The sequence below is a fragment of the Actinocrinis sp. genome (genome assembly GCF_035605935.1).
Classification (GTDB): Bacteria; Actinomycetota; Actinomycetes; order Streptomycetales; family Catenulisporaceae; genus Actinocrinis.
The window spans coordinates 1-14753 of record NZ_DATNGK010000161.1 but is presented as its reverse complement, the minus strand read 5'-3'; the positions used below and the strand labels follow the sequence as shown (position 1 = coordinate 14753).

Here is a 14753-nt window from a genome sequence, read left to right as displayed (position 1 = left end):
GTTGCCGCCGGGGGCGATGGCGGCGTTGTAGCTGACGTTGGTCGCGGTGACCGTGCTACCGGATTGGGTGACGGTGGCGTTCCAGGCGTTGGTGATCTTCTGGTCGCCGGGGAAGCTCCACTTGAGCGTCCAGCCGTTGATCGCGGCCGTGCCGGTGTTGGTGACCGTCACGTTCGCGGTGAACCCGCCGCCCCTCTCGTTCTTCACGTACGAGACCTGACACGTCCCGCCGCCAGTGGAACTCGTGCCGATTGTCCAGTTGAACGAGACAGAACCCGACGCCCCGGTCGAATCGCTCGCGGTGACTGTCACGTTCGAGGTGCCTGCCGCGGTCGGGGTGCCCGAGATCAATCCGGCGGAGCTGATCGAGAGACCGGCGGGCAGGCCGCTAGCCGTGTACGTCAGCGTCTGACCCGACGCCGAGTCCGCCGCATGCACCTGCACGGGAGCGATCGCGGTGCCCACGGTCCCGCTCTGGCTCCCGGGATTCGTCACCGTCACCGTGTTGCCGCCGCTGGAGGAAACGGGCGTGACGACCAGGTGGTATCCGTAGCTGGAATTCATCGAGGAGACCGGCACAGTGATCGATCCATTGATCACTGTGTACGTGCTCTGCGAAACTGTGGTCGGTGCGGAAACGGCTACGGTGCGTCCCGGCGAAGGCGTGTCTTGCAGTGTGACAGTGACCTGCGAACTGCCCGAGAACCCGGAGAGCGCGCCGAGCCCGTTCACGGTCACCGCCGTCGAGCCGCTGCCGCCGCCGAACACCACGCTGACCTGGTTCTGCGACGAGTTCGCCGCGGCGGCTCCGTCCAAACCGCCGCCGGGCGGAGTCGTGGTGACCATGTTGCCGGTCATCGCGGCGTACCAGTCGTAAAGCCAGTACGCGCCATTCGGACTGCCACCTTGCCCGGTGAGCAGATCGCCCAATGCCCCGGACTGATTCCAGAACGCCAACTCCGCGTTATTGACGCCCAGCCGCTCGAATTGCGCGATGTAGCCGACCAGCGCGCCCGGCACACCCACCTGCGCCGGGGCCGCATATTCCTCGATCGCGATCGGACGCGGGCTGATACCCAGGCTTTTCTCCAGGTTAGTCACCGTCGCGACATCCCCGGCGATCTTCGACGAGCTCTCGAGTTCATGCCAGGCGATGATGTCCGGCACGGTGTTCGTGGACACCGCGTTGCGCAGGAAGTTCTGCATGTCGCTGATGTTGTCCGAGAAACTCGGCCCCTGAATCGGGGTGGTCGCGTCCAGCGAACGCACCTGCCGATAGGTCGTGGTCCAGAACGACTCGAACGTGCCGTTGGCGGACTGCCAGGTGTTATCCGGCTCGTTCCATAGTTCCCAGGACGCCAGGTTCGAGATGCCCGCCGCCTTGACCTGCTGGATCTGCGAGGAGACCGCGTTCGGCCAGGTGCTCCAGCTGAACTGGTACGGCCAGCCCGCGTAGTAGTCGGAGAGGCGGTCCACCAGCTTCGCGCCCGCGCGCTGCGCCTCGGGCGCGACCTTCAGGATGTCGCCGGTGGGCTGCTGGTGGCCCCCGGCCGGCATCTGCACGAACGTGTTCGGGTGCAATGGCTCGACCAGGCTGTCGGACGGGACCGTCGCCGAAGCCAATCCATACAGGCTTCCGGTGGCTACGTGCGTCACCGGCCGAAACGGCTGATCCGCGTTGACCACCAACGTAGTAGCCGCGCGCGCAGGCAGCGCGACCGCCACCACTGCTGAGACCGCAGCGAAAGCCAGTGCGAACCCGGATGCCGCTGCCTTCGGCACTCGCATGAGCCCTCCAGAGCTAAATGGATTGTTAGCGCTAACATCTCGCGGACGACGCCGACTATGTCGTCAGAGAACTGCGTCGGGCCGTTTCGTCGGGCGAAACTGCCAGAGCAAACCGAACGCGTCAAGGACAAGCCCTGCGCGGCACCCGGCGGCTGCACGCTTGATCCATACCGAATCTGCGCCGTTCGTATGCGGCTTGAGCCGGGTACCGGCAGCGCACTGCGATCGCCTTGCGGAGATCGTTCGAAGCGAAACTTACGCGGCTGCGCCGAATGGTTGGCCTCCCGGTTATGACAACGTCCGGTCCGGATTTCCGCGAAACGCCGTTGGAGGGCCGCGGCGACCGCTGGTACTCTTCCGCAGGCCGTGCGAGAGACCGAGGAGGTGGTACCCGTGAACGAACCGACATGGGTGCTCCCCTCTGGGGCCACGGTCGGACGATAGGTCGTCCGGGAGCGCCGTTACAGAGCACTCCCGAAAGGCACGACCATGCGCTTCACTGCTGAACAACGTCTCGAGGACGACGACGTCTTCGAGCGCGAATTCACCCTCGGCGAGATCCCCGGCATCCTCTGGACGCCCGAATCCGCGTCCGCGTCCGCACCGGCTCCGCTTATCCTGCTCGGCCATCCCGGTGGACTGCACAAGATGTACCCCCGGCTGGTGGCCCGGGCCCGGCACTGTGCGGCGCAAGGCTTCGCCGCGGCCACCATCGAGCTTCCCGGCAGCGGTGAGCGGCCCCGTTTCGCCGCCGTCGAGCAGGCCCGCGCCGACCTTCGCCAAGCGCTACGGGCCGGTGAGCCAGTCAACGACGAGATTGTCGACCGGCTCATCCTCCCCCTCGTCGAAAACGCGGTCCCGGAATGGCGGGGCGTGCTGGACGTCCTCCTTTCGCTGCCCGAGATCGGCGGCCCGGTCGGGTACGCGGGCGGAGTGATCTCCATCGGCATCCGGCTGGCCGTGGTGGAACCACGGATCGCGGCAGCCGTCCTGTTCGCCGGGAGTTTCGTGCCCCGCGCCATGTTCGATGAGGCTCGGCAGGTGACCATTGCGCTGCTGGTCCTGCTTCAGTGGGACGACGAAGGAAACGACCGGCAGTCTGCCCTGGACCTGTTCGACGCGTTCGGCTCCAAGGAGAAGACGCTGCACGCCAATATGGGCGGGCACACCGGCGTCCCGCAGTTCGAGGGCGACGACGGGGACCGGTTCTTCGCCCGGCACCTTAAGTGAGGCCGGGCTGCGCAGGAACGCCGGGTTGGACAATCTCACCTCACGCCTAGCGGACCCCGGTGCCGTAGCACCGGGGCCCTGGGGTTGCGAAGTGGATCGCCGTGACGGTTACTGCCTGGACCACTTCTGGTTGCTTTGGCCGTTGCAGGTCCAGATCTCCACCGCGGTGCCGTTGGCCGTGCCCGCGCCGGACACATCCAGGCACAGTCCTGACTCGCGGCCGACGACCGTGCCGTCGGAGTTCAGGTTCCACTGCTGATTGGCCCCGCCGTTGCAGTCCCAGATCTCCACGCGCGTGCCGGCGCTCGTCGCGTGGCCCGGCACGTCAAGGCATTTGCTGCCGTAGACCTGCAGCTCACCGTTGGACAAGTACGTCCACTGCTGATTCGCGCCGCCGTTGCAGTCCCAGATGTCCAGCAGCGTGCCGTTGGTCGTGGCCTGGCTGGGAACGTCGAGGCACCGGTTCGATCCGGTTCCCCGCAGCACACCGCTAGAGCCGCCACCGCCCCCGCCGCCCCCACCCGGGTTCGTGCCGGTCCCCCAGCCCCACTGCAGCCGGTCAAGGCCCGACTGGTTGTTGAGCGTGAGAGAGAGGTTGGTGCCGCTGCCGTTCAGCGTCGTGATCGCGCAGGAGGCGTTGTCGCACGGTCCAGGCCCGGTGGTCTGGCCGGCCTGCTTGACGCCGGTCCACAGCACCGAGCCGATGCCCATGCTGCGCACCGTGTCGGTGATGGCGTAGAGGTAGGAGATGTTGTTCGTGCCGTCCTTGGGGCCGTTGTAGTTGACCCCGGTGTTCATCGGCACGCCGAACTCGGTGACCACCGCTCGACTTGCGTAGCCGCACAGGTTGCTTTGGAAGTCGCTGACCCACGCCGCCTCGGTGGTGTGGGAGTCTCCGAACATGCTGTAGATGTGGATCGACAGCAGAGTGCCGGACAGGCGCGAGTCCGCGCCCACCGCGCACAGGTTCCCGTCGGAGTACAGGCCGGGTGCGATGACCCGCCCGCGTGGGACGTTGGGATAGCGCGCCAGCCAGCCGGCTTCGAAGTTGGTCAGCTGCGTGGCGTTCATCGCGTAGGGCTCGTTCATAATGTCGAAGTACACGTTGCTGCTGCCGCCGTACTTGGCGATGACTGTGTCCCACATCTGATAGAAGGACGTGGTGTCGCTCACCGTCCCGCCTTGCAGCCACGGGGCGATGATGACGTTCATGCCGAGCGCGGTCGCCGCGTCGAGAGCCGCCGTGTAGCTGCCCCACCACGACCCGGAGGTGGTCGCCGCGTTCATGCCCAAGCGCACGGTGTTCGCACCGAGGGCCTGGAATCCCTTGAGGATCGCGGTCGACTTCGTGTACGTGGTGGCGTAGTTGTCCGCGGTCGATAGCCCGACCGGGATGTTCGGGCCGGTGATGAAGTTGTCGTTGGGATCCGCCCAGTTCACGCCGCGGAACTGGGTGGTCGCGGCCCGCGCCGCGCTCGGATGCGACACCTGGGCGACCAGTGCGCCCAGCAGCAGCACCAGCGAAACCATGACCCCGGCGCCACGCTGCAACCGGTGTCTACGAATACTCACGTTGCTCAATCCCCTTCTTTTCCGCAGTGCGCCTACGCCGTTATCCGAGGTTCCACTGCTGGTTGCTGCCGCCGTTGCAGGTCCACAGTTCGACCAGCGCGCCGTCGGCGGTGGACGCTCCGGTCACATCGAGACAGAGGCCTGACTGCACTCCGGTGATGGTGCCGTTGGAGTTGAACTGCCACTGCTGGTTGCTGCCGCCGTTGCAGGACCAGATGATCACCTTCGTGCCCGCGGTGGTGCCCTGGCCGTTGGCGTCCAGGCAGTCCGTCGTACCGTTATTGGTGACGGTCAGCTGGTTCGAGGCTGTGCGGGTCCAGGTCTGGTTCGCCTGACCGTTGCAGCCGTAGATCTGCATCTGCGTGCCACCGGTCGTGCTGCCGTTCGGGTCGTCAAGGCACTTACTCGCGCCCTCCGCGTGCAAAGCGCCGGTGCTGCCGCCACCGCCGCCGCTGGCGCCGTATCCGGCGGCGTTGATGTTGGCCTGCACCGCGCTCTCGGTGGCGTCAGACGGGTAGCCGGACGTCATCGCGCCTTCGTAGAAGGTCCCCGCGGCCCCGTCGCTGTTGTCGCCGCCGATGCCGAGGAGGATCGCGCCCTCCTTGTGCATCGGGTTGTAGCCGGGTGGGCGCGGTCCGCTGTAGAAGGTGGACAGGCTGCCCGACTGGGCGTTGCCGCCGCGGATCGCCCACTGGTTCGCTTCGCCCTTGATGATCGCGGTGGTGAACCGGTAGTTGATCGTCGGGTCGCCGGAGTTGACGCTGTTCACGTTCGAGCCGGAGAACAGGCCGTTCTCCAGGTCGGCCATGATCCACGGGCCGTTGCCGGCGCCCCGGTCCCAGTACGAGGCGTTACCGAAGTAGATCGCCTCCATGGTGCCGTTGCCATCGTCGTTGTTGCTGGTTTCCGCGTTGCCGTAGTCGAAGCAGCACCCGTTGTTGTAGTGCGTACCGTCGACGACGTCGTACTCACCCTCGGGGTTGTCCCCGGTAGCAACCCCGTTGGTGGAGTCGTCGCGGTACCCGATGCCGGTCGTGGTGAACACGCCGTAGGCCTTCTGCCCGCCGATGGTGATCGGCGCCGCCGTGGCGTTGGCCGGGCTGTCAGGGGTGTGCACATATCCGCCGGCGGGCGCCGGGGTCAGGTTGTTGCCGCGCCCGGACTGGTCGTAGATCACGGTGATCACGCAGCTCGTACCCGCGCAGAACGTGTCCTGGGCGGCAGCGTTGGCAACCCCGCCTGCGGAGAGCACGCCAATGTTCGTCGTCGCGCCGTCCGAGGAGCGCCGCACCTGATACAGCGAGCCGTTGTACGTCGCGTACAGCGCGCGCGTCGTCGAGTGCGCGGCCACACACGGCGTGCCGCCGGCCGCGTAAATGTCACACGGGCCCTGCGACGCGGCGTGCGCGGTGCTCGCCGAGGTCGCGGTGCCCACGAGCGCGCCGAGGATGACCGCCATGGCGGCCCCGACACCGCCGAGCCTGCGACCGCTCCATGCGCTTACTTCCATGCCGTCTCCCTGCTCCACGTTGAGCATGATTCGTCGATTGTTAGCGCTAACACTCCGGCGCCCCGACCCAGTCGCGAAAGACTCCGAGGTGTTTCGGAATGCAGACGGTGCCTGGCCCTCCACGGCCTGTCAAGCAGGCCGCAAGCCGCCGGCGACACCGGTGAGCGGGAGAACTGTTGACTTCTCACGCGCCAGTTCGCCGCAGCATGAGGCAAAGAATCTCTGACCGGGCGAGGGGCGCGGGTACGCGAACCGTGACAAGCGACAGAATCGAACCCTGCGACGCTACGAACAATTTCCGACAGACGAAGCCGGTTTCACGGGCCGGCGAGGCCGTGTTGATACTGTCGAAGCGCTTCAACAAGCGCAGAGGCGCACGAATTTTCGCCGCCGCCGCGACGCTCATATGTTCTCACCTGCGCCGCTAGTCGAACCATGTCGAAGCGACAGCCGCATTCGATGACGGATCTTTTACCGTTTCCCCGTCGTGAACGCCTTGACGCCTACCGTTTGTCGGCTCATGATTCGAAGCGCTTCGACGCACGCTTCTACATGCACCGCCTCAACGGAGAGGGCACCCAACATGCGTCACCGCACACCCAGCCTTGCGACCACCGCACGCAAGCACAAGATCGTCCGCCCGCTCGCCGCGATCGCCGCGGCGGGAGCCACCCTCGCCCTGGCCGCTGGACCTGCGCAGGCCGCCACGTGGAGTTCCAGCGACCGGTGGGCGTCGTGGAGCAACGGAGGCTACACCCTCTACAACGACGTCTGGGGCAGCGGAGCGGGCCCGCAGACGATCTGGGCCAACTCCTACAGCAACTGGGGCGTGTGGTCGAACCAGCCCAACACCGGCGGCATCAAGTCCTACCCGAACGTCAGCAAGTGGGTCGGCACGCCGATCAACTCGCTGAGCTGGGTCACCTCCGGTTACAACGTCTCGGTGCCGTCCTCCGGGGCCTTCGAGACCGCGTACGACATCTGGGACTCGGGCAACGCCAACGAGATCATGCTCTGGCTCAACCAGACCGGCCCGATCGGACCCATCGGCTCGTACGTCACCAACGTCAGCGTCGGCGGCTTCAACTGGAACGTGTACAAGGGCTGGAACGGCTCGAACAACGTCTACTCGTTCCTCAACACCGGCCGCTCCACCTCCGGCAGCGTCGACATCCTCAGCGTGCTGCGATGGCTGGAGAACAACGAGCACTGGATCGGCAACATCACCCTGGGCAACGTCCAATTCGGCTGGGAGATCACTTCCTCAAGCGGCGGCATGAACTTCCAAGTCAACAGCTACTGGGTCTCCTCCGGCTGACATCGCAGTCAGCGCGCGGCGGCTGGCGCGGCGCGTCACCTGGTAACACGGTCCGCAGTGGAGCTCCGGCGCGCTCGAGTGAGCGCGCCGGAGCCGACCCACGTGCGCATCGCCGTGACTGTCCGCTAGACCTCGCTGTGGACCAGCAAGACGGACGCCCCGGCGGTCCGTGCGACGCCGCGGCTCACGCTGGAGTGCAGCAGGGCCGAGATACCGCTGTAGTGGCCCGGTCCGACCGCGATCAGATCGCTGCCCAGCGCCTGCGCCCGCTGCACGAGGATGTCGGCCAGCTCCGCGCGCAGCCCGTCGTCGACCTCTCCCTCGGCGGTGACGCCGTCCTCACGCAGCCGGGCTAGCGCGTCGTCCACCACCCGCTGACCGTCTGCCTCCTCTTCCGGCGAGACCACCGCGCTGGGCGCGAACGAGCCGCCGAGAACCTGCAGGGGCCGGATGTGGATGACGTGGACCGTGGCCCCGTTCAGCTTCGCCAGAGAGGCCACCGCGTCCAGCACCGCCGCGCCGTGCGCCGTGCCGTCGACCGCGGCAAGGATGTTCTTGTACATGGGATCAGCTTCCAATCCGAACGGGGTCTCACGGATCTGGGGCCCTCTGTGCTTGATCAGCGTGCGGAAGCCAAGGCCGATTCCCTTGTGCGAGGTGATCCATACCACGTTGCAGTCGCGCCGTTACTGCTGTCTGAACCTCGCCCCAGTGAATCAGGATCGTGGTGTTGACGATCCCCGCCACCCCGCGCTTGAATCGATTCAGCGCGGAGCATGTATGCATCCGGGCGTCCGCACAACACGCTCTTGAGCGCGCCCTCGTCACCATCGCCCTGCCCGGCATCGCACCACAGGAGGCACCGTGACGCAAAGCCCGCAACACCGGTCTCGCTCTCGTCTTCGAAGCCTGCGACGGCGCAGGTCGACCGCCCTGGCCGGTACCGCGCTCACCGTGGCGTCATTGGCTGGCGCGATGCCCGCGAACGCAGCCGACGCGCCGCACCTGCCGAGCCAATGTGTCCCAGCCGCAGCGGCGCCGGGCTGGATCTGTACTTTCGACGTGCCGCCCGGCACGTACGAGATCCGGCTGGCATTGGGCAGCAGGACGCAGGCTGCTGACACCACTGTTCAGGTCGAGGCCCGGCGCACTGTACTGCCGAGGATCGACACGGCGGCCGGGCAGATCCTGCGGCGCACGGTGACCGTAAACGTACGCACCCCGGAGAGCATGCCGGATGGGCAGGAGGGTCCAGGAACGCCCGGCCTTCAGGTCTACATTGGCGGCGCCGCACCCGCGCTAGCGGACATCGAAGTAAGGGCGCGCCCGCACGCGCCGCAGATCTTCGTTATCAGTGACTCGACCGCGGCCGACTGGCTCAACGGGCCCAAGCGCGGCTGGGGCCAGGAACTTGCGCAGTTCCTTCCCTCCCACATCAGCCTGGCGAACTACGGCGATTCCGGATCGAGCACGGTGAGCTGGCTGGCAGATCCCAGCTTGTTCGCGACCGTACAGCCACTGCTCCACCGCCGAGACACAGTGCTGATCCAGCTCGCTCACAACGACAAAACCACATCCGAGGCGACCTACCGGGCGAACCTGCAAACCCTGGTCGATGGGGTGCGAACGACGGGCGCAGTTCCCGTGCTCGTTACCCCGCCGGTTCGGCACCTGTTCGGCACGGACGGCAAAATCACCCCGACCGGGCGGATCGTCAACAACCTCGGCGTGGACCTACCGGCGGTCATGCGCAGCGTCGCCGCCGAACAGCGGGTGCCGTTGCTCGACCTGACGGCCGACAGCGAGGCGCTACTCGAACGACTCGGTGACGCCGGGTCCTGGCCGATCTACCTCACCGTCGCGCACGACGGAGTCAAGGACGCCTCGCACTTCAGCGAATATGGCGCCACCGTCATGGCGGGCCTGGTTTTCCGGGAATTGGCCGCACACGGATTGGTGCCGGCCAGGTGACGGCCATACGGCATCCGCACACTGTCGCGCCCTGCTGAGCGTGTTGGTCGACGCTTCGGCCTCAACAGTCAGCGTCGCAAGGCCGGAATGGTTCCTCGGAATCGCGGAGAAGCGGCCGGCACTGGGCGACGGCACGGAATGCCTCCGGCGCCTAGATCACGAACTGTCGCGGGCGACCGTACTATCGAGCCCGGCATGCGGGAAGAGTCCGCCGGCGGCCGTCAGTCCTTAGGCGGAGCCGTGCTTTCGCGGATGGTCAGCGTGGTGGCGATCTCCATGCCGATCTGCGGCGGAGCTTCGCCGTGGCCGAGGGCGAGGGCCAGTTCGGTGGCCGCGGCCGCCATCTCGGTCAGCGGCTGGTGAACCGTGGTCAACGGCGGGTCCGCCCAGGCGACCACCGGCAGATCGTCGAACCCGACGACACTCAGGTCCCCGGGTATACGCAGCCCGGCTTCCCGAGCGGCCTGGTAGACCCCGAGCGCCTGCAGGTCGTTGGATGCGAAGATCGCCGTGGGCCGCTCGGGACGGGCCAGTAGGCCGCGCGCCGCGGCGCAGCCGTCCTCGCGGGTGAGCTGCGCGGTGACGATGTGGTCAGGTGCTACCGGCAGTCCGGCCGCCTTCATGGCGGTCTCGTAGCCGGCCTGTCGTGCCCGGCAGCACAGCACGTCCTGCGGCCCGCTGATCATGGCGATGCGGCGGTGTCCGAGACCGACCAGATGCTGCACGGCGCAGCGGCCTCCGCGCCAATTGGTCGCGCCGACGAAGGGAACGTCGTCGGGTAGCTCCGAGGTCGGGTCGAACACGACGAAGGGGATGCCCTTGGCCCGAAGTTGCTCGCGCTCCGCGTCGGACAGTTGCGAAACCGAGAGCACGCACTGCGGGCGCCGCGCGAGCGTGTCATGGATCAGCGTGCCGGTCGAGTCGTGCAGGCCGAACGCGGAGATCATCACGCCGACCCGGTTCCTGCGGGCGACCTGCTCCACGCCGCGGATGATTTCCACCGCCCACATGCTGCGCAGTTCGCGGAATACGAGTTCGAGGACGTTGCTGCGGTTCGGTGGCTTGCGGTATCCGTATCGGTTGATCAGCTCCTCGATGCGGGCTCGGGTCTCGTCGGACACGCCCTTCTTCCCGTTGAGCACTTTGGACACGGTGGGAGCCGAGACTCCGGCCGATTCGGCGATGTACGCGATGGTCACCGGACCCGCCGGCGCGCCGGCGTCCGGCTCGTCCGCTCCCGCCGCGCGCGCTGCCGAACGGTCGTCCGCCACGGTCACCCACCTTCGCTTTCTCAACAGGCCGGCCGGGAGGCGCGTGCACGCCTCCCGGCAGACTCTCACGGATCCAAGCTGTATATCAGGACAGATAGGTGGTCGTGCAGACAGCGCCGTTGAGAGTGAAGGAGGCAGGCGGCGGGTTGGCGCCACTCTGGTTGCCGACGAACCCGAAGCTGACGGTGTTGCCGCTGCTCGCGGCGAGATTCGCGTTCCAGTTCTGCGGGGTGACGACCACGTTGCGGCCGCTCTCCACGAAGCCGGCGTTCCACGTGCTGCCGGAGACGGACTCGGTAGCTGCGGGGAAGCTGAACGCGAGCGTCCAGCCGGTGATCGGGTCGGGTCCGGTGTCGGTCACTGAGATGTTGGCGACGAAGCCGTTGCCCCAGTCGGTGCTCAGCGAATAGCTCACCGCGCAGGTGCTGTGCTGGGGCGTTGCGGTGATGAAAGTTACCGGCGAGGACGGAGCCGACAGGTATCCCTTCTGGTCCGTGGCGAGCACGTTGAGCGTGTAGGCGGTGCCGGGTTGAAGATTGTGCGCGGTGTACGAGGTCGAGGTCGATTCACCGAGTAGCACGCTGTTGGTACCGAACTGCTCGTAGACCTCGTACCTGGTCACGTCGCCACCGGTTGCGGGCTGCCAGGAGATCGTCGCGCCGTCGGCGCTGATGCCGGTGGCGGCCGGGCTGCCGGGAGCTGTCAGGGTGCTGTCGACTGGATTGGTGGCGGACGGGGTGAGCTTGAGCGTGACGATCGAGTAGGGCGGGATGACCTGCGTGCCGGCGGTTCCTTGCTGTGCGCTGGTGATTGAGGTCGCCTCATCGCCGTAGGTGTAGACGGTCGGGGTGGCGCTGCTCGGCGTCCAGCCCGCGTAATCCAGATTGACCGAGTAGGCGTTATCCGGGTCCTGATTGACCAGCTCGACGCTCAGGTCGCCGTTCGCGTTGCGCGCCGCGTGCACCGAGACCAGCTGATTGTCCGAACCCGAGTTGACCAGCGTGTCGCCGGGCTGGGCTACCTTGCTGAGCATCTGCAGCGCGTAGTAAGCCGGGAACGGCGTGTTCAGCGGTGGCTCGCACGAGGCCCCGCTGGAGAGCATGCCGCCGTCTCCGGGGTCTTTCGCGCCGTCGGGCGCGGTGGTGATGTTGCTGCAGTCCGTACCGTTACGCGTGTCCCAGTAGTCGACGGTGAAGGCGCCGTTCTCCAGCGCGGTGAAGAACACGTCGGCGTTGAACAGCGCGCCGGGCTGGGTGGCCGACTGGAAGTTGGACGCGGTCTCGGTCAGCGCGATGCCGAGGTTCGGGCCGTTCGCCCCGGCGTACTGGTTGATCTGTTCGCGTAGCTGCGCCAGCTCGGCGGGAAGCAGCTTGGTCTGCTGCAGCACATCTGCCGCGGTGGTGTGGTTCGGGTAGTAGTGCACGATGGCGAAGTCGACGTACGGGCCGACGATCGGCAGCACGGTCTGGTTCCAGTCCTTGCTGTCGCCGGCCGCGACCATGCCGTCGGGCCAGCTGTCCGGCAGGGTGAGTACGACCCCTATCTTGATCGTCGGGTCGACCGCCTTCATCGCCTGCGCGTACTGCACGACGTTGCTCGCGTACGTCGCAGGGCTCTTACTCGCGTGGTTGTCCAGCTCCCAGTCCGCGCCGTAGTAGCCGTTGCCGTAGACCTCGTTGCCGATCTCCCAGTACTGGTCGTGATAGCCCTTGGTGATGTTGGCGTACTTCACCCAGTCCGCGGCCTCTTGCGCCGAACCGGAGCCGTAGTTCGCGATCAGGATCGCCTGCGCGCCGGCGGACTTGACCGTGCCCATGAAGGAATCGAAGTCAGTGCCAGGCTGGACGAAGCCGCCGCCGGTCACGGTGTTGGTCTGCCAGTGGAATCCGTCCCCGTACGAACCGCCGGGGTAACGCAGCATGCCGACGTTCGCTTGTTTCAGCAGAGTTGCGCTCGCCGGGGTGTTCATGTTGCCGTCCCAGACCGCCTGGTTCGCGCCATACGCAGTACTGGACACAGTCCCGAGACCCTCGTTCGCGTTGACGGTGACGTGCACCGTCGCGGTCGCTGCGTGGGCCGCCCGTCCTGGGGCCATGGGGAGCGCGGCGGCTATGAGCGCAGTCACGGCGGCGGCCGCGAAGCGTCGCGCTCGCCGCGGCGAAGTGCAATCGCGCAGTGCCGGTATGTGCATACGACCCATCGCTTTCTGGCGCCCTACCTGCAACGGATAAGGGAACGCCGGATCGGTGCCAAAACGCCTCTACGAGCACTGGCATGGTGCGAAAGACGCTCCACACCGGTCAAGCCGTCCCGGGACGCCCACTGTTCAGCGATCGGGGGAGCGTTCGACAGCGCAGGTACGAGCGATATCGCTGACGGGCCGCGACACTGCCGGGCGCCTCATCCGAGAAAGTTTCGCAGTGTGCACCGCGAAATGTTTTCTTGATCACCCTGACTTCGATCCGCACCGCGCACCTGAGCAGTAGGTCGGCGCCGAAACGCTTTCAGGAAAGTTCCACGGCAGCCTCCTGTGTTGATGGGATGCCTCGCTGTGAAGCGCTTCGTCGAAACGCTCAGGTGGTGGTCGACTTTCGACAAGAGATCGACGGCTATTCGATTCGGATCGACAAATTCGACTGCTTATACCTCGTATCACAACCGTCGGACACGCGTGCTGGCGTTCGCCCGAACTTCACCGAGGGCCTGCATCAGGCATGTAACTTTCGGCGCATCCCATGGCCGTCAACCAGGTGAGAGCCGCGTCCCGGTCGCCGGATGTTGACGATTCTTTCGCGATTCGTACTTTGACACTGCGCGGTCATCCCACCACCGCGGTTCCGACCGGGCGGCTGCTCTCCAGCCGTTCGGCCTACCAACCTCCGAAGGACAGGCAACCAGTGGTTGTTCACCCCCGTCCGACTCGAGCTGCGTCTCTAGCGCTCGCCGTCGGCGCCTCGCTACTCATGCCCTTGATGGGTGCGCAAGCGGCCCAGGCGGCCACGCACGTGTCCAATCCGTTCACCGGTTCGAGTCCGTATCTGAACCCGAACTATGTCTCCGAGGTCCAGTCTCAGGCGTCGGCCGATGGCAGTTCCGCCGAGGCCAAGGTCGCGTCGTATCAGACCGCGATCTGGATGGACCACATCGGCGCCATCGCCGGCGACAGCACCCACCTGGGCCTGCAGGCACAGCTCGACGACGCCGTCACGCAGGCGCAGAGCAGCTCAAGCCCAGTGATGATCGAGGTCGTCGTCTACGACCTGCCCGGCCGTGACTGCGCGGCACTGGCCTCCAACGGCGAGATCCCGGCCACCGACGCTGGATTGACGCAGTACGAGTCGCAGTACATCGACCCGATCGTCGCTCTCGAGGGCAACGCCAAGTACAGCAACCTGCGGATCGTCAACTTCGTCGAGCCCGACTCGCTGCCCAACGCGGTCACCAACCAGAGCAAGTCCGCCTGCGCCGCCGCGATCCCCTACTACGAAAAGGGCATCGCCTACGCGCTCGGCAAGCTGCACGCCATCGGCCCGCAGATCTACAACTACCTCGACATCGGCCACTCCGGCTGGCTCGGCTGGCCCAACAACATGACCGGCGCCGGCCCCGAGTACGCCAAGGTCGTGCAGTCCGCGGCCGGAGGTTACGCGACGGTGGACGGCTTCGTCTCCGACACCGCGAACACCACCCCGTCCGACGAGCCGTTCCTGCCCGACTCGAGTCTGACGGTGGGCGGACAACCGCTGAAGTCCGCGAACTTCTACCAGTGGAACCCGTACTTCGACGAGCACAGCTACGACGAGGCGATGTACAACGAGTTCGTCTCCAGCGGATTCCCCAGCAGCGTGGGCATGATCATCGACACCTCCCGCAACGGCTGGGGTGGTGCCAAGCGGCCCACCTCGCTCAACTCCAGCCCGACGGACGTGAACAGCTACGTCGCGGCGAACAAGGTGGACCAGCGCCCCTTCCGCGGCGACTGGTGCAACGTCAACGGCGCCGGCATCGGCGCGCGCCCGCAGGCCAACCCCTACGGCTCCGGTGACCACATCATCGCCGACGTGTGGATCAAGCCCCCGGGCGAATCCGACGG

General features: G+C 66.4%; 10 protein-coding genes. 4 read left to right on the top strand and 6 right to left on the bottom strand.

The window, feature by feature from the left end:
• Nucleotides 1–1788, bottom strand: a 1788-nt coding sequence (locus tag VN779_RS13490) for a cellulose binding domain-containing protein (RefSeq protein WP_325723085.1), incomplete at its 3' end; no start/stop codon positions are given.
• Nucleotides 1789–2277: 489 nt separating this feature from the next.
• Between VN779_RS13490 and VN779_RS13485 the strand changes: the two genes are divergently transcribed.
• Nucleotides 2278–3018, top strand: a complete 741-nt coding sequence (locus VN779_RS13485) for an alpha/beta hydrolase (protein WP_325723083.1) — start codon at nt 2278–2280, stop codon at nt 3016–3018.
• Between the two features lie 108 nt (nt 3019–3126).
• Here the strand turns inward: VN779_RS13485 and VN779_RS13480 are convergent, their stop codons facing one another.
• Both VN779_RS13480 and VN779_RS13475 read right to left on the bottom strand, forming a co-directional pair.
• Nucleotides 3127–4548, bottom strand: a complete 1422-nt coding sequence (locus VN779_RS13480; RefSeq protein WP_349260778.1) for a ricin-type beta-trefoil lectin domain protein — start codon at nt 4546–4548, stop codon at nt 3127–3129.
• A gap of 82 nt (nt 4549–4630) precedes the next feature.
• The gene (locus VN779_RS13475; RefSeq protein WP_325723079.1) at nt 4631–6100 is read right to left on the bottom strand and encodes an arabinofuranosidase catalytic domain-containing protein; all 1470 of its coding nucleotides are present in this window, start codon (nt 6098–6100) and stop codon (nt 4631–4633) included.
• 583 nt (nt 6101–6683) lie between these two features.
• On the opposite strand from VN779_RS13475, the gene VN779_RS13470 reads away from it, so the two are divergent.
• Entirely contained in the window at nt 6684–7418 is a 735-nt protein-coding gene (locus VN779_RS13470) for a GH12 family glycosyl hydrolase domain-containing protein (protein ID WP_325723077.1), read from the top strand.
• Between the two features lie 125 nt (nt 7419–7543).
• On the opposite strand, the gene VN779_RS13465 is transcribed toward VN779_RS13470, so the two are convergent.
• Nucleotides 7544–7981, bottom strand: coding sequence for a universal stress protein (locus tag VN779_RS13465; protein WP_325723075.1), 438 nt, complete (start codon nt 7979–7981; stop codon nt 7544–7546).
• A gap of 412 nt (nt 7982–8393) precedes the next feature.
• Here VN779_RS13465 and VN779_RS13460 point away from each other — a divergent pair, with 412 nt between their 5' ends.
• A complete protein-coding gene (locus tag VN779_RS13460) occupies nt 8394–9389 on the top strand; it encodes a GDSL-type esterase/lipase family protein (RefSeq protein WP_325723073.1) in 996 nt (331 codons plus the stop codon).
• Between the two features lie 221 nt (nt 9390–9610).
• Here VN779_RS13460 and VN779_RS13455 read toward each other — a convergent pair whose 3' ends face one another.
• Nucleotides 9611–10660, bottom strand: coding sequence for a LacI family DNA-binding transcriptional regulator (locus tag VN779_RS13455; protein WP_325723071.1), 1050 nt, complete (start codon nt 10658–10660; stop codon nt 9611–9613).
• Nucleotides 10661–10745: 85 nt separating this feature from the next.
• Nucleotides 10746–12785, bottom strand: coding sequence for a cellulose binding domain-containing protein (locus VN779_RS13450; RefSeq protein ID WP_325723069.1), 2040 nt, complete (start codon nt 12783–12785; stop codon nt 10746–10748).
• Nucleotides 12786–13632: 847 nt separating this feature from the next.
• On the opposite strand from VN779_RS13450, the gene VN779_RS13445 reads away from it, so the two are divergent.
• Nucleotides 13633–14753: glycoside hydrolase family 6 protein (locus tag VN779_RS13445; protein WP_325723068.1), on the top strand; the 1121-nt coding region annotated here is incomplete at its 3' end.

What these genes read in the sequence shown, in the direction of transcription:
- VN779_RS13480 (WP_349260778.1), bottom strand. Translation starts at nt 4,548, where the DNA reads ATGGTTTCGCTGGTGCTGCTGCTGGGCGCACTGGTCGCCCAGGTGTCG.
- VN779_RS13460 (WP_325723073.1), top strand. Translation starts at nt 8,394, where the DNA reads ATGCCCGCGAACGCAGCCGACGCGCCGCACCTGCCGAGCCAATGTGTC.
- VN779_RS13475 (WP_325723079.1), bottom strand. Translation starts at nt 6,100, where the DNA reads ATGGAAGTAAGCGCATGGAGCGGTCGCAGGCTCGGCGGTGTCGGGGCC.
- VN779_RS13470 (WP_325723077.1), top strand. Translation starts at nt 6,684, where the DNA reads ATGCGTCACCGCACACCCAGCCTTGCGACCACCGCACGCAAGCACAAG.
- VN779_RS13465 (WP_325723075.1), bottom strand. Translation starts at nt 7,981, where the DNA reads ATGTACAAGAACATCCTTGCCGCGGTCGACGGCACGGCGCACGGCGCG.
- VN779_RS13485 (WP_325723083.1), top strand. Translation starts at nt 2,278, where the DNA reads ATGCGCTTCACTGCTGAACAACGTCTCGAGGACGACGACGTCTTCGAG.